This window comes from Aminobacter ciceronei, assembly GCF_014138625.1.
GTDB classification, from domain to species: Bacteria; Pseudomonadota; Alphaproteobacteria; order Rhizobiales; family Rhizobiaceae; genus Aminobacter; species Aminobacter ciceronei.
In genome coordinates, this window is sequence record NZ_JACJHY010000037.1 from 29,026 (window position 1) to 48,803 (window position 19,778).

Annotated in this window: 17 protein-coding genes; 4 read left to right on the top strand and 13 right to left on the bottom strand. The window is 59.0% G+C overall.

What is annotated here, in order from left to right:
• Positions 1-67: 67 nt before the first annotated feature.
• Genes HNQ95_RS28095 through HNQ95_RS28130 form a run of 8 tightly spaced genes read right to left on the bottom strand, consistent with a single transcriptional unit; the run spans position 68 to position 6,540 of the window.
• Entirely contained in the window at positions 68-1,102 is a 1,035-nt protein-coding gene (locus HNQ95_RS28095; protein ID WP_154387580.1) for a trans-3-hydroxy-L-proline dehydratase, read from the bottom strand.
• Positions 1,102-2,133 (bottom strand): bifunctional Delta(1)-pyrroline-2-carboxylate/Delta(1)-piperideine-2-carboxylate reductase, encoded by a 1,032-nt coding sequence (gene lhpI, locus HNQ95_RS28100; RefSeq protein WP_312871033.1) that lies wholly within the window; start codon positions 2,131-2,133, stop codon positions 1,102-1,104. The genes HNQ95_RS28095 and lhpI overlap by 1 nt, the downstream gene beginning before the upstream one ends.
• Positions 2,134-2,172: 39 nt before the next feature.
• Complete coding sequence (locus HNQ95_RS28105; RefSeq protein ID WP_182575724.1) at positions 2,173-2,988, bottom strand: amino acid ABC transporter ATP-binding protein; 816 nt, start codon at positions 2,986-2,988, stop codon at positions 2,173-2,175.
• 14 nt (positions 2,989-3,002) lie between these two features.
• Positions 3,003-3,677: an ectoine/hydroxyectoine ABC transporter permease subunit EhuD gene (gene ehuD, locus HNQ95_RS28110; protein ID WP_210283869.1), complete on the bottom strand. Its 675-nt coding sequence runs from the start codon at positions 3,675-3,677 to the stop codon at positions 3,003-3,005.
• Positions 3,650-4,315 carry an amino acid ABC transporter permease gene (locus tag HNQ95_RS28115; RefSeq protein ID WP_182575725.1) on the bottom strand — a complete coding sequence of 222 codons (666 nt, stop codon included), beginning with the start codon at positions 4,313-4,315 and terminating at the stop codon, positions 3,650-3,652. The genes ehuD and HNQ95_RS28115 overlap by 28 nt, the downstream gene beginning before the upstream one ends.
• A gap of 17 nt (positions 4,316-4,332) precedes the next feature.
• Entirely contained in the window at positions 4,333-5,220 is an 888-nt protein-coding gene (gene ehuB / locus HNQ95_RS28120; RefSeq protein WP_182575726.1) for an ectoine/hydroxyectoine ABC transporter substrate-binding protein EhuB, read from the bottom strand.
• 29 nt (positions 5,221-5,249) lie between these two features.
• Complete coding sequence (gene ehuB, locus HNQ95_RS28125) at positions 5,250-6,191, bottom strand: ectoine/hydroxyectoine ABC transporter substrate-binding protein EhuB (protein ID WP_182575727.1); 942 nt, start codon at positions 6,189-6,191, stop codon at positions 5,250-5,252.
• Positions 6,157-6,540, bottom strand: coding sequence for a RidA family protein (locus tag HNQ95_RS28130; RefSeq protein ID WP_182575728.1), 384 nt, complete (start codon positions 6,538-6,540; stop codon positions 6,157-6,159). The genes ehuB (HNQ95_RS28125) and HNQ95_RS28130 overlap by 35 nt, the downstream gene beginning before the upstream one ends.
• A 123-nt stretch (positions 6,541-6,663) precedes the next feature.
• Here HNQ95_RS28130 and HNQ95_RS28135 point away from each other — a divergent pair, with 123 nt between their 5' ends.
• Positions 6,664-7,314 carry a GntR family transcriptional regulator gene (locus HNQ95_RS28135; RefSeq protein WP_182575729.1) on the top strand — a complete coding sequence of 217 codons (651 nt, stop codon included), beginning with the start codon at positions 6,664-6,666 and terminating at the stop codon, positions 7,312-7,314.
• A gap of 27 nt (positions 7,315-7,341) precedes the next feature.
• On the opposite strand, the gene HNQ95_RS28140 is transcribed toward HNQ95_RS28135, so the two are convergent.
• The 4 genes from HNQ95_RS28140 to ehuB (HNQ95_RS28155) all read right to left on the bottom strand — a co-directional run bounded on the left by HNQ95_RS28140 (position 7,342) and on the right by ehuB (HNQ95_RS28155) (position 10,987).
• Complete coding sequence (locus HNQ95_RS28140) at positions 7,342-8,094, bottom strand: SDR family oxidoreductase (RefSeq protein WP_182575730.1); 753 nt, start codon at positions 8,092-8,094, stop codon at positions 7,342-7,344.
• Between the two features lie 2 nt (positions 8,095-8,096).
• Positions 8,097-9,296, bottom strand: a complete 1,200-nt coding sequence (locus tag HNQ95_RS28145; RefSeq protein ID WP_182575731.1) for a peptidase dimerization domain-containing protein — start codon at positions 9,294-9,296, stop codon at positions 8,097-8,099.
• 144 nt (positions 9,297-9,440) lie between these two features.
• Positions 9,441-10,121 (bottom strand): GntR family transcriptional regulator, encoded by a 681-nt coding sequence (locus tag HNQ95_RS28150; protein WP_182575732.1) that lies wholly within the window; start codon positions 10,119-10,121, stop codon positions 9,441-9,443.
• Positions 10,122-10,153: 32 nt separating this feature from the next.
• Complete coding sequence (gene ehuB / locus HNQ95_RS28155) at positions 10,154-10,987, bottom strand: ectoine/hydroxyectoine ABC transporter substrate-binding protein EhuB (RefSeq protein ID WP_182575733.1); 834 nt, start codon at positions 10,985-10,987, stop codon at positions 10,154-10,156.
• A 387-nt stretch (positions 10,988-11,374) separates the two neighbouring features.
• Here ehuB (HNQ95_RS28155) and HNQ95_RS28160 point away from each other — a divergent pair, with 387 nt between their 5' ends.
• The 3 genes from HNQ95_RS28160 to HNQ95_RS34015 all read left to right on the top strand — a co-directional run bounded on the left by HNQ95_RS28160 (position 11,375) and on the right by HNQ95_RS34015 (position 14,050).
• The gene (locus HNQ95_RS28160) at positions 11,375-12,106 is read left to right on the top strand and encodes a hypothetical protein (protein ID WP_182575734.1); all 732 of its coding nucleotides are present in this window, start codon (positions 11,375-11,377) and stop codon (positions 12,104-12,106) included.
• A gap of 317 nt (positions 12,107-12,423) precedes the next feature.
• Complete coding sequence (locus tag HNQ95_RS28165; RefSeq protein ID WP_182575735.1) at positions 12,424-13,743, top strand: hypothetical protein; 1,320 nt, start codon at positions 12,424-12,426, stop codon at positions 13,741-13,743.
• A gap of 184 nt (positions 13,744-13,927) precedes the next feature.
• Complete coding sequence (locus tag HNQ95_RS34015; RefSeq protein WP_281381315.1) at positions 13,928-14,050, top strand: hypothetical protein; 123 nt, start codon at positions 13,928-13,930, stop codon at positions 14,048-14,050.
• 144 nt (positions 14,051-14,194) lie between these two features.
• Here HNQ95_RS34015 and HNQ95_RS28170 read toward each other — a convergent pair whose 3' ends face one another.
• Positions 14,195-19,516: an ATP-binding protein gene (locus tag HNQ95_RS28170; RefSeq protein WP_210289174.1), complete on the bottom strand. Its 5,322-nt coding sequence runs from the start codon at positions 19,514-19,516 to the stop codon at positions 14,195-14,197.
• Positions 19,517-19,778 lie beyond the last annotated feature (262 nt).

Sequence of the window (19,778 nt, forward strand, 5' to 3'; positions counted from 1 at the left end):
AATGCTCTGTTTGGCGATAAAGCGTTGCTGCGTTGCGCGTGATGAAGGCGGCCGTGATCTCACGCCTTCAGAAGCTTTTCGTTACCGGCCACGTGTCGGAGAGCCGGTATCCGGTGGGAAACGGATCGCACGGGTCGAGCATGTGCTGGTGCGTGCCGGTTATCCAAGCGCGGCCTGAGATGATCGGAGAGATTGCAGGCCGGCCGGCGAGATCAACTTCGCGGTCGATGACACAATCGAACTCCGTGCCGACGATCGAAATGCCCCTAAATCGGTCGCCGACCTGCATTTCTCCCCTGGCGTGCATCACCGCCATGCGAGCCGAACAACCGGTGCCGCAAGGCGAGCGATCGATCTTTCCCGGCTGGATTGCAACGGCACTGGCACCGCTGAGCACGCCCTCTCGGTAATGGACGGGCTCCGTTACCTGGCAGAACGATATGTGGTTCCACCCGTTAACCGGATGCGAGAAGCCGATTTGCTCGTTCGCGGCGTTCGTCAGACGAACCCCCACTTCGGCGATGTCGCGCGCCTGGTTGGGCTTGATCTCAAGCCCAAGAAGGGATGCATCGACGATAACGAAGCTGTCGCCGCCCCAGGCGGTGTCAACCTTGATGGTGCCAATACCAGCAACTTCCAGCATAACGTCCAGCCTGTCGGCGAACGACGGGTGGTTGCGGACACGGATGCGCTCGGCCTTGCCATTGCGGCAGTCTGCCTCCACTTCGATCAGGCCGCCGGGGGGCTCGAGTACCAGCCGCGTGATCGGCTCCTGCATCGGAACGATGCCGCATTCCAGCAGCACTGTCGAAACGCACATTGAATTCGAGCCGGACATCGGCGGCGTGTCGGCCGGCTCCATGATGATCCATCCCATGTGCGCACGCGGATCTTTCGGCGGCACCAGCAGATTCACGTGACGAAAAACACCACCCCTCGGCTCGTTCAGGACGAAATTGCGAAGGCTCTCGTCTTTCGCAATGAACTGCGCCTGTTCCCAGATTGAAGCTCCAGGCGGCGGCGCCACGCCACCGATGATAACGTCTCCTGCCTCGCCCTCGGCATGGCTGCTGACGATCTGAACAAGCCGATCGGAACGCATCAAGTCACCTCATCAATAGCTGGCCTGTCCGCACACAATCCGTGCGTTGGCGACACGACCGGAGTTTCATATGGCAATGAATGATAGATCAGCCGCGCAGTGATCAGATCGGCGAGCGAACTCCCGACCGCCTTGAAGAGCGTTATGTCCCGGTCATTGCTTCGGCCGACGACCGTACCGCGGCACAGGTCGGCAATGGTGCCCCTTATGTGATTGGCATCGATTGCTCCCGCCTCGATTGGCTGGATCAAGTCGCCGGTTTCATGAAGGGCGTCGAGCGTGTCGACATATAGGGCTGCCTTGGCGATGAGCCTATCGTCGGCCTCTCGCATCTTCGGCGTGAATGAGCCGATGAGATCGACATGCGTCCCAGGTCGAACCCAATCCCCGTCGAACAGCGGCTCGGTAGCGAGCGTGGCCGCCGAAACAATGTCTGCGGACGCCACGGCTGCTTGGACGTCGTCGACAATCGATGTCTCGAAACCCTGGCGCTTGAGTTCGCCAGCGAGGCTCGCCGCGCTATCGCGCCGGATATCCCAGATCATCACCCGCTCGATCGGACGGACGGTCCGCATTGCCTCGGGCACAAGGCTGGCGACCCTTCCGGCACCAAATAGGAGCAGCGTGCCCGCATCGACCCGCGATAGGAAACGCGCACCCAATGCGGCCGTCGCCGCGGTGCGCCTGGCGGTAATCACATTGCCGTCGATCAGCGCGACCTCTTGCCCGGTATCGGCATCGAAGAGCAGGTAGGTGGATGCCAAGCCGGGAAGTCTTTTGGCAGTGTTGCCGGGATAAACGGTCACCAGCTTGACACCGAGCAGCCGGCCAGGTCCCGCGACGCTGTCCCAGGCTGGCATGAGCAGCAACGTTGAGTCCGGCTGCCCCGGACTTGCAATGACGTGGTGGTGTCTAAGCGGCGCCTCGCAGCCGACGGGGAAGCCAGCCGCCAAAGCGTCGACCAGTTCGCGGAAGCCGAGGCCCGCTTTCGACTGAGCTTCGTCGATGAACCGTATGTTCTTCACATTCACTACCTGAGTTTCAAGATAATCGGATCAGCGGCCGCGACATCAACGTTTGACGGCGTTGAGGAAGGCTTTCGTGCGCACATTGTCCGGCGAGGCGAATAGCTTGGCCGGCTTGCCCTCCTCCACGATCCTTCCCTTCTCCATGAAGATCACACGGTCGGCGATATCGCGGGCAAAACCCATCTCGTGGGTGACGACCAGCATGGCCATCTTTGTCTCGTGCGCCAGGCTGTGGACCACATCGAGCACTTCTCCGATAACTTCCGGATCGAGCGCCGACGTGATCTCGTCAAAAAGCATGATCTGCGGCTTCATCGCCAGCGCCCTGGCGATGGCCACGCGCTGCTGTTGGCCGCCCGACAGCTCTGAAGGGTAGGATGCGCCCTTTTCCTTCAACCCAACCCGTTCGAGTAGGCTTTCGGCCAGCGCCTTGGCGTCGGGCTTCGGCATCCGCAAGACCTGGACCGGCGCCTCCATGACGTTGGCAAGCGCTGTCATGTGCGGGAAAAGATTGAACTGCTGGAAAACCATGCCGATTTTGGCGCGCAGCGGTGCGACATCGCTTTCGCGCAATCCGCGCCCGCCGGCACTGAGAGCGCCGCCGAAAACCTTGATTGTCCCTTCGCTGGGCTTCTCCAGCGTCATCAGAAGCCGCAGGATGGTTGTCTTGCCAGATCCGCTCGGACCGATCAGCGACACCCGTTCCGAACGCCCTATCCTCAGGCTTAGATTGTCAATGACGCGCAGCGCGCCGAACGATTTGGATACCTCTACGAATTCGACCGCAGGCAGCTCGGATGCAGGGCTTTCAAGCTTGTCCAACACATGACCTCCCTTGGGGATGACGGCAATGCCCATGACCATACCTTTCCTCAGTACGCCAGTTTAAGTTCGATATATTTGATTAGTCTTGAGAAGATATAGCCAATTATGAAATATATAACGCCTACAATTGTGAGAACCTCAAGATACCTGAATGTCTCCCCTGCATAGTTTAAAGCAGCGCCAAGCAATTCTACAACTGTGATCGTCGCAAGCAGCGATGCGTGCTTGTACATTGAGATCATATAATTTCCGATCTGTGGAAGAACGATCCGGAACGCCTGCGGAAGTATGATCCGGTACCAGGTTTTTGCTCGGGGCATCTGAAGGGCAACGGACGCCTCCCACTGGCCCTTCGGAACGGCGTCGATACCGGCCCTGAAAACTTCCGAGAGGTAGCTGCTGTAGTGGACGCCGAGTCCCAAGACGCCGGTGACGAGCGGGCTCAGGGAAGGTCCGTAGAGCGGCAGCACGTAAAACAGCAGATAAAGCTGGATCAGCAGCGGCGTGCTGCGGATCACGGTAACGAACAGGTCGATGACCATGACGATCGCGCGGTTGCTGCCGCGCCGCGCGATCGCAAGGACAAGACCGAGTGCGAGCGCCAGCAGGAATCCGGCCGCGGTGGCCTGCAGCGTGACCACGGTTCCCCGCAGCAAGGCTGGAAGCACGTCCAACATGGTTTGCAGACTGAAGGTCATGTCGTTGGCACCCTTGTCTTCCATTTGCCACCCGCCCGCTTTTCGAGATTGCGGTTGAGGACAATGAAGGGGATGGCGAGGATCAGGTAGATGACGAAGATCGACAGGTAGATTTCCGTCGGGTGACCGTAGAACTGTACGAGCTGGGCTCCGGAGAAAGTGAGTTCAGTAATGGTAATCAGGGATACCAGCGACGTCGCCTTCAGCATTTCCAGGGCGTAGTTGCCAAACGCGGGAAGCATCACCGGAATTGCCTGCGGAATGATGATGCGGCGATAGCGAAGCAGAACCGGCATATTGAGAGCGACCGCCGCGTGGTACTGACCCTTGTCAACCGACAGGATCGCAGAGCGGACAACTTCGGAGAGATAAGCTCCGAAGTTCAGCGCGAGCACGGCGCAACCTGTCGTGAATGCCTCAAACCTTATCCCTACCAGTGGCAGCACGAAGAAAAAGTAGAAGATCTGCACTAGCGAGGAGGTGTTTCTGAACACCTCGACGTAAATCGTGAGCGGGACGGACACCCAACGCGACGGAATAAGCCGGGCGAGTCCGACGGCGAAGCCCACCGCCAGCGCGGCGGCGCCTGACATCACCGTGAGCAGCACGGTGACGAGCGCGCCGCGCAGCAACGCGGGATAGATCTGGAGCACGAAATCCATGTTGATACGGACCTCGCCTATTTCGGTTCACAAAGTTCGGCGGTTGTAACGTCTTCGGTCGCAAGGTCGTCCTTGGTGAAGCCGAAAGGCTCGAGCAGCTTTAGCAATTCGCCTGATTGCTTCGCCTGCTTCAACCATCCGTTCCACGCGGCAAGGAGTTCGGGATCCGACTTGCGAAAACCGATCGCCCCGTATCCGACGACAGGTGCCCCGTTCTTGTCTACCGGCGGCTTGGACATAGCGACATATTGTAGTTCGGGATGCTCTCCATTCGCCAGCAATCCGCGCCCCGTGATCGACGTAAACATCAGGACGTCGACGCGTTCCGCCTTGAGCCCGGCGGTTGCTGTCGGCAGGTCAGGGAAGATGACCGTTTGCGCATCAGGAACTCCGTTGATGCTTGCATATTCCCTTTCAGTGCCGCCACCGACAACGCCAAGGCGCATCTTGGGATCGGCGATTATGTCGTCGAGGCTCTTGAGGTTCGAAGGATTGCCGGCGCGCGTCAGGAATGCCTGAGTGCTTTTCCACTCCGGTTCGCCGAACGCGATCTGTTCGCAGCGTGCCGGTCTGATCTGCATTCCCGCAGCGATGAAGTCGAACCGCTCGGCCTCCAGCGCCGGGATCATGGATACGAACTGGGTCAACACGCCGTCCATCCCCTCGACGCCAACAGAATTCAGAAAGGCCCTTACGACGGCGGGTTCAACTCCGGATAGCTCGCCAGCATCCGACACGTAGCCCCACGGCTTGAAGTTCGAGAACCCCACCCGCGCGAAGCCATTTTGTTTGATCTTGGTGAGCGTGGTGATGCTTTCAGACTGCGCGAGTGACAAGCCAGGCGAGAAGACTGTTGTCGTCGCGACGATCGCAGCGAGTATGCTGCGGCGTGAGATGCCTTTCATAACGTCGCTCCTTCTAGCTTTGTTTCTTGTCATTTCTCGGCGCAGGCGTCGTCAGCGGTGATGCCTTCGGGCGGAAGTGTCTCGGCACCGAAACCGAAGGGCTCGATGATCTTCGCGACCCTGCCGGTCTTGAGGTTTTCCGCTAGCCAGGCGTTCCATGCCTCTCGCAGCGCCTTGTCCTCCTTGCGGAAGGCCATTCCTCCGTATCCGACGACGGGTTTGCCTGTTTCGTCAGCTGGCTGCTCGGTCAGCGTTGCGAATTCCAACTGTGCGTCGTTCGCGCGCGCCAGTGCCTGGCGGATCGTCACTGTGGATGCGACCACCGCATCAACCCGGTCAGCCTGCAATCCGGCAACTGCTGCAGACAGGTCCGGGAATAGAACCTGCCTGTCCTTGGGAATACCAACGAGTTCCGCCAGGTGCAGTTCGCCTGCGCCGGTTAGCATACCCAGCTTGGCGGCCGGGTTCTTGGCGAGCGCGACGAAGCTGGTAAGCCCCTTCGGGTTGCCAGCTCTCACAGCGAAGGCCCGATTCATCTGGTATTCCGGATTGCCGAAAGCGACGATCTTGCAACGCTCCGGCTGGATGAGCATGCCGGTGCTGACGATATCGAAACGTTGAGCGACAAGTCCGCCGATCAACGTGCCAAAGTCGGTGATGACCGGCTCTATGTCGGCGATGCCCATGTCCGCGAAGAAAGCCTTGGTCAGTTCGGGAGACTGGCCGGTAATCTTGCCATCTGGCCCGACGTAGCCGTAGGGGTTGATGTTGGCGAAGCCGATCTTGACCTTCCCGGCTGCCTGGATTCTGGCGAGGCTGTCGTCCTGGGCCAGAGATGTGCCGATCGACAGGGAAATCGCGCCCAGAAAGCAACCACTAATGAGCACTCGCCGCGATATGCGGGATAGCGAATTCGGGCTCATACCCACCTCCATCTTATGCGTTCGATGACGCAACCACTGCGATGACATCTATCTCGACCAAACATTCGCGAGCCAGCAAGCCTGTCTGGATGCGCGTCCGTACAGGGCGATCAGAACGGAAATATCGTGCGTAGATTTCATTGAAGACATCGCCGTATCGGGCGTCTGCCAGATAAACGGTGACCTTCGCCACTTGCTCGAGTGATGCGCCAGCAGCCGCGAGTGCCACCTTCATGTTGTCGAGAGCAAGCTCGGTCTGGATTTCGAAGCTCTCCCCCCAGGAGCCGTCGCTTCTCCACCCCACCTGCCCGGCGAGAAACACGAGCGTCCCCTTCGCTTTGACAACATCCGAATAAAGCTTCGCCGGCTGTCCCGGCAACGTTATCGCTTGGCGCATTGAACTCTCCTCCGTTGATATATTATATGTAACATATTACGTGTTCCCGTCAACGCTTTTCTCTCGACCGCTAATCCGCTACCCTTTAAGAAGCTGCCGACAAATACGTTGAAGGGGAGCCACATGGACAACATCGCGATCACCCAAGCGCCGAGCTTGCGCGAACGTGTCAGGCAAATCCTGCTTGCTCAGATCATGTCGGGTGAACTGATGCCCGGAGAGGTATATTCGGTGGGTCAGTTTGCGGCGATGCTTAAGGTCTCGCCAACCCCTATCAGGGAGGCGGTGCTCGATCTCGCACGGAGTAACTATCTCGAGATCCACAAGAACGTGGGCTTTTCCATCCCTGAGGTCACGCCGGAGGAACTCGAGGAACTGCATAAGATTCGCATGCTGCTCGAGGTACCAGCGACCGTCGAAGCCGGCATGCTGATGGACCAAGGGCACATAAAGCATTTGACAGCCATTGCCGAAGCAACAGTCGAAGCAGCGCACTCGAGCGACGTGGTTGCCTACATTGACGTCGACCGCAGGTTTCACTCGACCTTTCTGGAGCCATTGAGGATGCCGCACCTCAGCGAACTCATTATCAATTACAAAGACCGCGCGCGACTGCGCGGGCTCCGCGCGAAGCTCGGCTCGCGTGAGATCGTCGCAGCGGCAACTCAGCATCTCGAGCTGGTTACCGCCGCGTCGCGCAGGGACGAGAATGCGTTGAAGAGAATAATCACCGATCATATCGAATCGACGCGCTCCAGATGGCAGGGCGCTTGAGGCTCTAAAGTTGCCAGGCGAGAAGTTTTATCCTCGCCCCACGAACGGCATCTTCGTTGCCATTACGGTCATGAACAGCACGTTGGAATCCAGCGGCAAACTTGCCATGTGGATGATCGAGCTTGCGACGTGCTCGACGTCCATAACCGGCTCTTCGCTCGCATAGGCGCCCCCTACCCTCGAACGCTTGATCATTTCACGCGCTATTTCGGTGAGCGCATTGCCGACGTCGATCTGTCCGCAGGCGATATCGTATTTGCGACCATCGATGGAGGTCGTTTTCGTCAACCCCGTGATGGCATGCTTTGTTGCCGTATATGGAGCTGATTCCGGACGCGGCACTTGCGCCGACAATGACCCGTTGTTGATTATCCTGCCGCCACGCGGCACCTGGCTCTTCATCAGGCGAAACGCCGCCTGCGTGCACAGGAAAGGACCTGTCAGATTCGTCGCCACTGTGGCGGTCCAGTCATCGAAAGAAATTTCTTCTATCGATCCTCCGCGCGTGACACCTGCATTGTTGAAAAGGACATCGAGCCGTCCGAACCGTTCTCGGCAGCGCTCAAAGAGCCTGCCGACCGATTCAGGACTGGTGACATCGCAGGAGACCACCAATACCTGGGCGGACTTCGCCCCGGAAATCGCCGCAGTCTCCTCCAACGGTTCGATCCGGCGGCCGGCCAAAACGACTTTGTAGCCAGCCTTCAGGAACGCAATCGCCGTAGCGCGACCGATACCCGAACCCGCTCCTGTTACCAATGCAACATTTGACTTCGGCATGACTATTCCCCCTGCGGGGACGACGCGTTCGCCGTCGAGGAGCGATTGACATAGTCATGAATCGTCAACGCCAAGATTCCGATCGTAGCTGCGAGCTCGTCGTCGGTGACCGTGCGTTCGCTTCCGGTTACATGGACGTTTCCATGGTCAACTGTACCGGGTGCATAGGCAATTGCAGCGCTGTCCCAGGCGGCCGAAAAATAATGTAGACCTAGATAGTGCGACCATATGAGTGATCGGGGCTCGCGCCCAATGGTGGCCCTGAGGTTTCGCCGCAACGTGGCATGGAGCGGATCTTCTGGCGGCGTGTAGGTGGGCTCCACCTTATGCGGAAAATGAATATTGATCGAGCAGCCCGCCTCACGGGCCGCCTCGGCGACAAGATTCTCAAGATCTCGCATCGTCCGGCTCAGCGTCTCACCCGGGTTTAGCCGGCGGTCGATGCCGAGCGAGCATCTGTCCGGGATGAAGGTCGCCTCGAGGTTGGCCTCGATGCGGCACATGGCAATGGTAGGAGCATTGGCATGTTCGGGGACTATGGGAAGAGGCGTGACGTTTGTCGCGAGCTCTGCCGCCAGGCGTTTGATCTTCTCCTGGACCACCATCATGGCGTCGATGGCATTCTTCCCCTCCATCGGACGGGAGCCGTGTGTTGATTTCCCGTGGGTTGTGATTTTCGCCCAAAAATGACCCTTGTAGCCCGCCGTAATTATGTCGGGTCCCCCGAGGCTGCCTGCCAGAACCGCCTTTGCGCGGCCGATGTCATGCGCCACGAGGTAGCCTGCACCGCTTTCCCCGCCAATGTAGGCATCCGGCGTTGCCGACAAGAAGACCGATCGGTTTAGGCTAACCCCGCTCAATGTCAGGGCCTTGAGCGCCAGAATTTGTGCGACGGTTGCAGCACGTTCCTTACGCGCGCCCCAGTAAAGGTCGTAATTGTTGGTCAGGTGGAGGCCGATCTCGTTGCTCGCGCCGGCTGCCGTTGCAGTCACGATCGTTCTTGGGGCAAATTGCGAGACGGGAAGGTACTCCCGGGCCAAAGCCAGATCTTTCCCCCATAACGCTTCCAGATAGCTTTCTGGGACATCGATCTTCTCGGCGCGCGTAAATTTTGAAAGCGCCGTCGCAATGTAATCGACCGTTTCGGGGTAGCCTTCGCCAGTCGTTCCGTCTGCCGGAATGGCTGTCATCTCGGCAAGCATCCTCAGGGCTTCCCCGCGCAAGGACATTGCCGCCTCTGCGACTTTAGCGCGATTTCGGTCATTCGACATAGCTGCTTACCTTGTTCACTGTGTTGGAATGCGTTGAAGTGGGCCTGAGCTCAGTCAGCCCGCCATTGGGAGGCACTAGGATTGAAGAGTTGGATTGCTCTTCGCTCCGACCGACCAGATGCCGCGAGTGTGAAGCAAGTGCTTTCGCATCAAGCGCTTAGCGCCGAACACTTGCCCTTCTTCAATCAGATCTAGCAGCTGACGATGCTCTCTGGCGGTCGCCAGCAGATCGCGGGAACCACGAAGATGGACAAGGCCGTAGAGACGCGTCTGGTCCCTCAGCGCTCCGACCATTCTGACCAACCGCTGGTTCCCCAAATTTGACAAAAGCAGCGCGTGAAACTCCCTGTCGGAAGCCAGGAAATCGGCCATGTCGCCAGCTTCGGCCGCAACCTCCGTCCGCCCGGCCAGCGACCTGAGCTCTTCGAGATTCTTCAGCCTGCCGCCGCGCGCAAGCTTTCCCGCCATCGGCACCTCAAGCATAAGGCGGCATTCAACCAGCTCGTCGAGATCGTGAGCGTCAAACTCGCGTACCGAGAACCCTCGATTGCGTACCATCCGGACCAACCCCTCGTCGGCGAGATGCAGCAGCGCCTCGCGCACGGGGGTCGGTGAGACCTTCAACCAATCAGCAACTTCGCCGATCGAATAGAGCCGACCTGCCACGAGGGCTCCGATCAGGATTTGCGCCCGCAACACACTTATAGCCTGGTTGCGCAAGCTGATCGGAGACAGACTTTCGATGTGGCTACCCATTGTAAGCAAAAGCTGTGGCGATCGTGATGGGTTCAGGGGCAGATCGAGGCTGCGGTGACGTCAAGGCCGGGAATATCACTTTCTGCTATTCCAAATGGGGTCACGATCTTCAGCGCCTCTCCGCTCTGCCGAGCCTGATGGAACCAGGCGTTCCAAGCTTCGCGCAGGTCATTGTCGGCTTTGCGGAAACCCATTCCTGCAACGGCGATTACCGGCTTGCCGTTCTCGTCCGACGGCTGCACCTCGAGCTCAACGAATTCGACATCCGGCTGGCCGAGCGTCTGGACAATATGTTTCAACGCGATGCCGGCCCCCGTCACCGCTTCAACCCTTCCAGCCTGAAGGCCGGCCACCGCCTTCTCGAAATCGGGAAATAAAACCTGTTGGTCTTTGCCAATCCCCGCGAGGTCCGCGAACCGGATTTGCCCGGCCCCGGTAAGCAGCCCCAGGCGTGCGTCCGGGTTGGCCGCGATATCCTTGAAACTCCGCAGATCGAACGGATTGCCTGTTTTCACGACAAAACCCTGCAGAAACTGCAGCTCGGGATTGCCAAACGCGATCTGTTCGCAGCGCTTGGGCTGAATCTGCATTGCGACGGCGATCAAATCGAACCGTCCCGCCTCGAGCCCTCCAATAAGCGAGCCAAATTCGCCGACAACGCCTTCGACGTTGTCCGCGCCAAGGCTTTTGAGAAACGCCTTCGCGAGTTCAGGGGACACGCCTGTAACCTCTCCGTCAGCGCCAACAAATGACGTCGGCGCGAAATTCGACAGTCCAATTCGCGCCGTTTTCTGAGCCTTGATCCGCTCAAGGGTTTCTTGCGCACGAGTGGGACTTACGGCGGCGCCTGAAACCAGCGCGACCAATCCCCCAACCAGCAACGATTTCCAGGCACTCCGAAGCCGAGTCACAACATTCCTCCATGCCGAAGCAAAACGCTAAGCGCAGTAATATGTTACGCGTAACGCAAAATGGGCGCATTGGTCAAGATATTGTTTTGCAGCTCACCGCAAGCGCGATCCCAGGGGCGACGCTGCGTCTCTTGATGCCATATGGCAGAAGCAGGGGCTGTCATCCCAGCTTTCGGGGTATGTTAGCAAGCTGGCCGTGCGGGTGAATGATGTTCTCAGGGACGATGCGGGCGCCCGTCAGGTATCGGAATGGGCCAAGAAGGACGAATGCTGGGACAGCCTGAAAGCATCGTCATTACCGCCCCTTCCCGCAGACGTGCCGGAAATCTTGCGTAGTCACCTATGACAGGTGGTGTGCTCTCACCTTTGTTCAGTGGTGCTGTGTTCAAGCGATTGAGTGCAGTCGAGACGGACATCACGCGCTCTAACCAGCACGAGTTCAACGGGTCAAAGCCACTGATCGGATTGTTCGGGAAGGACCACCCGCAAAAGATACCGACAGACTTTATCCGGATGTCAGACGACGGCGGCGTCTTGGCCGATACCGGGATGCTTACCTGGTACGACGCCCGGGCGCGGCATCCGACACGATCTGAGTATAGGCTCTACTATTACGACAACGCAGTCACCGCGAAGGCACGTGAAAACGATATTCTCCTTATCGGTAAGAGGCACGATGGTTCAACGCTGGTCCTGATGGCTCCGGGTTCGGGATTAGCTGCTGCCAGAGTTGCCTGGTTGTTCGGGATCGAAGTTGAGCCAGGAGCTGCGTTTGCAGCTCTGGACCTCGATGATGACGAGCGCTCGGCGCTTAGTCATGGGTTTAGAATTACGCTTGATACAGGATCGTTCTGGGAAAGCGAGACCGATCCAGTCCTGGCGAATGATGGAAAAGACGGGTTACCGGCGGTCCGGGCAGTACAACAGCTTGTCGGCAAGGAAAGAGAATGGAAAAGTGACGGTGACTGGCCGCCCGCGATGAATATTTCGGGCACCGAAGATGGCTCGTCGTCATCGCTCAATAAGGTTGCACGTCTGCTGGGCGGATCCGGCTTGGTGAAGTCGTCAAGCTAGCGCAATTCCGGACGCCTCACCGCCCTACAGGGGGCCGAAAGCGGAATGGCAGCTTCCAGTGTGACATGTAAGTGAGCGGACATTCAGCTCGGCGCAGGGCCTGTCCTCACCTGACCGGTTCAAGACCTCCCCACGACGAGGCGCAAAAGGCGGGCCTAACCCAACCCCGAACACGGTTTCCTTGCCCACGGTGAGGCCACCAAAGGACGCGACGAGAACCAAAGCCTCTTGCTACGAGTAAGGAGTCCTTGCACGTTCCGAACCGGCAGAGGGTCAAGTAGAAACATCCGCGCGAACGAGCAGCTTATGGAAGTGTGATGAACTCGGCACAGATGCGTGAAATTATACTGGGGCTGCTTGCCGCAACCTACAACACCGTTGGCGAAGACGGCCTTGCCAGCGCATTCATCCTTGGCCGACGCGATAGGCATCCCGCCTTGGGCGGCATTTCTGTCACGCTTTTCTTCCGTCGAAAGAAGCTGATGCCTGCGGTGATGAAGCTGAGATCCCTCGGGCCACCACATCTCCGTTATCTTCCATTGGGCCATTCCTTTGAAAAGCTGCGGTCTTTCCTCACGGACCGGTACCACCTAGTCGCGGGTAACAACATTTTCAGCCGCGCTGAAACCTCACTATTGGAGCGGCTTTCGAAGGAGCAAGTTGACTTGCTTGTTGACCAGTTCGCAACGAGCGATATCCTCATTCCGCCTCAAGAAACTTGCCTCTTTCCGCTGGTCACAATCCAGATGAAAGATGTGTTTGAGGGGGCGGTATTCTCGCTCTCGACAGCGTCTGGTCTTGCCGCACAGATGCCACTGGCGAACCTGCCACGGGGCTACGTCAATGGTCAGCAATTCCCGCCATTCAGCGACTGGAAGCACAAGACCCAATCCCCGACGAGCTGGCTCCTTGTCACCGCGCCATCGCCTGAGGTTGCAAAGAAGTATCGAGCATCGATCTTGGGGGCGATCTCCCTCACCGTCATGCATCGCTACCGACACCAGTTTACTGGCAGGAAGGTTTTCGGCGGAGTAGTGAGCGTTCGCGATGGCTGGTCCCTTTCCGACAGTTCGCCGCATACGCCGGCACTCGGGGAGGACGTTGTGCTGGGGAGCGAGGATGGTGCCTGGCTTGATGTGATCGACAGAGCTCTCGCTTCCAGCAGCGAGGCCGATATCAAGCAGCTGAAATCGCTGCAGTACTTCTACAGAGCTTGGTTTTTACCGGACAGCGAGCGGTTTCCAATAGACTGCATCACGATCGACTCGATGTTTGGGGATGCAAATGGCGCAACGGAGGCTGTTGCGCGAGGGGTGGATGACCTGTTCGGGGGAAAGCTCGATCGTGCTCGTGTGCTTCTGTTGATGCGATTGCGTAACTCGGTAATCCACGGCGGAGCGCCGGATGTCTACGATTCATCGAAATACGCGAGGTACTACCGAGACTATGGCGACGATCCGATCGCTGACATGAGCTCCCTTGTCGCCGAGTGCCTCCGACGAAAGGTTTTCGACGGGCAGCTTCGAGAGCAACCTGACCCGTACGCTGAAGTGATCGGGCAGGCTGTCGCAGCGGGTAGGTTTCCTGCGAGACAGCCAGCGGGAATTCTTGCTCCCTTGGCCCCGGCAGCGACGTGACCACTTGCGCAGTCCACAACAGAATTAGTGGCGATCGGATGCAGCTCTGCGTGCTTTCCCGGTGCTTCCCGAGGGTTTCAAGGGAATCTTCCGGAGAGACGAATGCTTGTTAAGCCATTGAAATCGTTGGTGCTGTTTTAGGTTGCAGCAAAGGCATCCTCAACGGCCAACATGAGGCGCTTGCATGTCGAAGGTCGTTCATCAGGTGAAGGGCAGCTTTCCCGAAGTCGTCCGTTCCCACTTTCTTTCCAGCGTTCCAGGCTGCACGCTGGCGGCTGGCATCATCGAATTGAGATGGCCCATGTGAGTTCTCCTCGGCCTTGATTGGCCACCGGAGATACGGGATCGACAGCATCACAGCTTCGGGGCCGCAAGGAGACTTTCTGCTGACGGGTCGACTTGCCGGAGGGGACCTTCGCACGCCACCTTCGTTCATGCAGGCTAGCGCGTCCTAAAGTAAGCTCTTCAGCCGATCCTGAATGGCCAAGGCCGCCGACAATTGTTTCGACACCGCCAAGCCAACGAGGTCAATCAGCGCCTGCCTAGTTTCGGGCTGTGCAACAGTGGTCGGCCCGTTTTCGGTGATCACAGTGGTCAAGAATTCGACAAACGCTGCGGAGGTTCGGTCGCGATACAAAGGCCGATCCGCAACAGGGCCCTGGCCGGCGAGCCGTGCGAGCGCGGAAGCGCCCTGAATGGAGTTGGCGATCCACACGAGCCCCTCCAGACGGAGCGACTGACCTGCTTTCGTAGACAAAAATCCGCAAAGCCCAGCGAGGTTGTCTTCATCGTTTGGCAACCGCTTAAGGGCCCACGCGCGATATAGATCGCGCATCGGTTCGATCAACCTTGATGAAGTCGAAGGCCGAGCTAGCGCGTCCGACCGTGCAAAGCCTAACGCGTGCCTTTCCAGACTTTGCTGGTGATACCATGGCCCGCCTTCCCACCCTCGCCCTACCATGATGGCCTCGATCATGGGTCGCCAGCGCGCAGCGAAAAGTGCCTGATCGGTGTCCTCCTCGAGGTGGCTGAAGAAGCACGTGAAGAAGTGAGCGATGGCGTAGTGCCCCTTGGGGCCAATATCGAAAATCGGTTGCCACAGCAAGGATGACTCGGCAGCGTCGGTCACCAGGACCATGCCCGCCATGGCTTCCAGCAATTTGTAACCGAACTGGCTCATCGGGGCGTAGTCACCGGACGTTTCGCTCTCGCTCCCGACCAGCAGCCACCCGGTGTGAGCCCAGAAGGCATTGAGCAACTGCCGCCGCTGGTTCAGCTCCGTCACCCCCGCAGACAAATTCTTGTCGATCAGCAGCCACGCAAACGCAACTTGGAGGAAATGCGTCTCCAATGCGCCAGACATCCGGCGCGATCGATCTCGGGTGAAGGTTCGGCCGTCATGGCGATATTCTTCCTCCCATTGGCGAGCCTCAAACTCCTCGATCCGCTTAGCCACATCGAGGGGACGGATGTCATCGACGGTGCATGGTACACCCGATACTCGACGCGTGAGCAACCAACGCGCACGCCGCAGCCAACGGCTCTGATCAGGTCCATCTTCCTGACCGAAGCGTGGCTTGAGGATGATCAAGCCCGACCAAAGAAGCGCCAAGTACTGAAGCCGCCACCATCTGTCGCCCAAGGCAGCACTGTGAGCGTACGCCATATCGGCAATTACGCCGGCGGCGCGGTCGTCGCCGCTCGTCAGGATGCGGAGGAGCGCACTATCGGTGTCCCGCGATGGGGCCGCGAGCCATTCGTGAAAGACTAGATAAGCGACGAACTCCAGGTAGCTCGGTGTCATGGAATAGTGAAAGCGGGAACGGTCCTTATCGAGAGCGGTTTCCTCCATCGCAGCGTGCACGATCGCTTGCGCGCGATCATGCACACTTTCGTTCGAGGCCAGCCATTCCTTGGCACCCAAGAGAAGCACGACCGCCGCCGTGACGCGCGCAGGCCGAAGCATCTCCTCCTCAAGCCCCACATCCTCGTCGCCATCTGCCGCCCCCATTAGGTCGGCGATGGCCGTGATCTGATCGACCGGCAACGGCGCAGGCGCGGCAAGAAACCGCCGGCAATTCTCGGGGAAAGCAAGTATCTGCCGCGCCCGACCCCTGCTCTGCTCAAATCCGGAAATTACAGCAGCAAGCTCGGCAGGCCATACGAATTCCGCCTGGTGTTCCTCCCCCGCGCCAACGGCTCGGTAATTGCGGTAGTCGAGTTCCGCGACCCTGATCTGAAATTCCATCCGCTCCTTGTCGCCATCTGGCGGCGTCCACTGGGCTGCGGCAGCGTTGACGAAGTCGCCGAGCGCATGGTCCTTGCGGCACAGCTCACTGACGATGGCTGTGAGCTTCCTATGACGGTAAGGCGCAGCGTACCAGTCGCGCGCCATTTCGAAGACCATCTCGCCGCTTCGGACCCATGTCATGGCGTCGAAGCTATACTCGCTGTCCCGGATGCGTCTTTCGTCCCACTCGTAGAATGGCGCGACCGTGAGCAATGGCTTTAGCACGGCGCTAAAAAGCTCCGGCAACCGCTTGCCGACATTGATAATTACGCCGAGTATGGCGACGCTATCCGCATGCCGCATCAACGTATTGATGTGGCTGCTGACATCGGCCCCCTGGTCAACAAGGCCACACAGCCATTTCTCCAACGCCGCAAGCGATGAATAAAGCTGCCCGTTGGAATGATCGCTTGTCTGCGACCACGCGAAGGCGTTGTAGCGCCCTCGAAACTGCCGCTCGGTGCCGTCGTTCAAGCGTACTGGTATCGGCGCGGGCGAGCGGCCCCCATGACTCGTAACGTCATGTTCCCAACGGTCCATGCAAAAGGAGAGAAGCCGCAGAAGTGTATCGATTGCCGTGGCCGGGTCGACATGCAGAAATGAGAAAAACGGACTCTTCCAGTAGGCCGTGGGGTAGCCTTCGTTGTCATAGGCAAGCCCCAATTCCTCGCGGTAGCGCCCGCGCGAGCCGTAGCTCTCTTCCGGGGAGTCTTCGATCAAGACAGCCATCAGCACTTCGGCTGCCTCCGCAGGCCGAGCGCGCATGAGGCTTTGAAACGTTCGCGACCGAACCGCCTTTTCAAACGCCCTGTCCACTCGACCTTGAGGACCTAGCGGCCAAGGTGGCAGCTTCCTCCCCGACGACATCACGGAAATGCTCCGCTTCCGGCCGTGACGCTCGCGGTACTCGGCATCGCTCTCCATTCGGCGGCTGTGCTCGGCAGCCTTTTCCCTATGATGCTGGTTCAACTGCGCCTGAAGGTCGGCACGCATCGGACGACGGTGCGCCATCTCCAGCGCCCAGGTTGCCACGTCATCGGGGAGATCTTGCGCACCGGCGAAGGCCGCCTCGAAGAGGCTGTCGTCGTCGCCGAGGTACATGACTCCTTTCGCGACATCGAGTTGACGGGCGCGCGCGGTGGCAAGCGCCAACTCCGCAAACTCCTGCCGATAGGGAACCAGCGTTCCGTCCGATAATGTGAGCGGCATGCTGGTGAGCCAGCGCTCGCAAAGAATAGAAACGCGCGGAAGGACAAGGTCTGCTACGCGCTGGTGATGATGGCCGAGAAACACTGCGAGGGCGGGCCATCTCCCGACAATCGGCGTGCGGAATTTCGCCTCAAGATATACGCCATAGTCCTTCAGCGGCCCCGCGTTAACAAGTGAAACGCCGGACACGCTTCCGACATGCTCGAACCTCGCCAGCAAGCGCTGGAGATGCTTCGCGTTGTTTGCGAAGAGCATATCGGCGCGCGCTTCCAAGAAGGTGATCGCCTCAGGGTCGAGGAACAGCGCATCAAGCAAGATATCATCAGCGAGCGGAAGGGTACCTTGCGCCGCCTGCACTTGATCAAAGGCGTCGTCCCATGCCGTTCGCGAGCCTGACGGCTGGCGCAAAAGTAACTGGCCCAGCATGCGCAGCGCGCCATTCCAAAGCGGATTTTCCGCGTAAGCCGCCCACTGCGCCGTGTCGGAAGCGATCTCTTTCAGCCTCTGGAAGCGCGCCCAGTCAGCCGCGAGATCATGCTCAAATTGCACGTGATTGTTGGCGGGATTTCGCCTAACCGGGCACTGCGGCGGCCGGCCGTCGAACGCAGTCGCGTCCGCCGCTTCGAGGGTGCTGACAGGAACGCTATGCTCGAAGGCCGCATCGCGCAGGGCCAGCCGTATCAAGAATCCTTCGAGTGCCGTACGACCTAACGTCCAGTGCGCCCAAAGCTTCTCGGCAATAGCCACCATAGACGTGGGGGCCGCACCGCTGTCATCCTGAAACACCCCTGCCGCTTGAACGACCCATGCGAGCGTTCTCAGGTTTGTCAGGGCCATGAGGGCGTCGTGGTGAGATGCAAGCCACTCAAGCCCGGTGCTGGCACGCAGTACGGCCGCGACATCGCCTGCGGATCGGGCCCGAACCTCCCATCGCGCCAAGGACGGAGTGCCTGCAATCTTCGACAGCTCGCCGCTTGCCCAAAACTCGGTTTGCCCAATGAGGATCACGCGCCACGCAAGCGGAGGTTCTGAGCCAGTCACTTCGAGCAGTTGTTTGACCAACTGTTGGGCCTTGAGCCGTGACGCAGGCGAAAGGCGTTCCGCTGAATCGATGATAAGAAAATTCTCAGCCGTTACGGCAGCGTCGAGGACGCTGATAAGGGGATGGGCGAGTCCGAAGCGCGCGCGCTCTGCTTCGTTCAGAGCTAGCTCAAGATGTTCCGGTGCAAGCCATACCCGCGTTGCACTAGGAAAGTGCGTATCGAGGAAAGCCTTTACCAATGCGGACTTACCGGTCCCCGACTCTCCATAGACCGCAACGCACGGCTTTTCTCCGAGCTGCGTCAGAAGCAGGTCGCATTCGGACCTGAAGTCGAGGCGTGCCCCTGAAGGTAAAGCCGTTTGGACGAGGCTCTCTGTCTCCGCGCTCAGCGCCCGAAGGCGAGCCCAGCTCGGCTCGTAGTCCGGAAAATCCCGTAGCGCGAAGCGGGGCCGCAGCCACCGCCTCAAAGCCGCCATATCCAGCGTGCCGCTTCCCAAGCGCGTTTCTTTCGCGCGGCCGACGATCTCACCCCAAAGGTCGGTGGCGTCCTGCGCAGTACCACCCGCCAGAAGCGAGCGCGCAACGGCGATGGCGTCGGCTTCGTCCTTCGAAGGCAACCGCTGGAAATCGAACGGCAAAACATCAAGGCAGCCGATGAGGCCAAGAACGTCGGCGTTCGTGACGGCCGTTGCCGCCGCCTTTAGACTGTCGAAAATTCTCTTGTAGCGTGGATTGGCCTCGATCTGCGCCAAAGCCAGGGCCGCATCGGCACCAGCCGCAAACTTCTTGATGTCGCTCCATGCACTCTGGAAATCGTCGTGCGTCCCTTGGGTGGCAAGCGCCAGGCGGTCCGTCGACCTATCGAACGGGCTGTCCGTCTTGGTCCAGAGTCGCCAAGCCAGGTCAGCAAACGATGCCGGCAGGCCATTTGCCGAAACCTGCACATTGCCCTTGCACGAGACGGCTAGTCGCCGCGCCACCGCCTTGTCCTGCGCAACTACGAGCAGGTCATCGATATCCCATTGCAGCGTGCCAGTCTGCATCTGGAGACTCTGTACATCGCCCTCGACCGGGAGGCTGCGCCCAGCAAGCGACGACAATACAAAGTGCGCGGCTACGCGATCCTCGAAGTCAAAACCCGTTCCGCCGGTCGACCGTCTGGTAGGGGACACTTCTTTTTTCTTGGCCGTTCGTTTCTCTGCCGAGGATTTCGCCTTCTGCCTTGCTGTCACCGTACCCGGCCCCGTGGAAACCCAATGTGAAAATCTGCCTTACCACAAAATCGACAAATGAATCCCCTGGGCGAGCGAGAGCGGCACGACAACGCCAGTACGATCAACAACGAGTGCAGGAAAGCCGCGTGTCTGTTTCCAGGATGCCACACGTAGAACACGAACGGCTGGTATGAGGGCGCAAAGCGGACGTCCAACGGCGGTTGAACTCGTACCTTTTGGGAACCCCCGGGTTTCGTTGTGAGCAAAATTCCGCTACCGG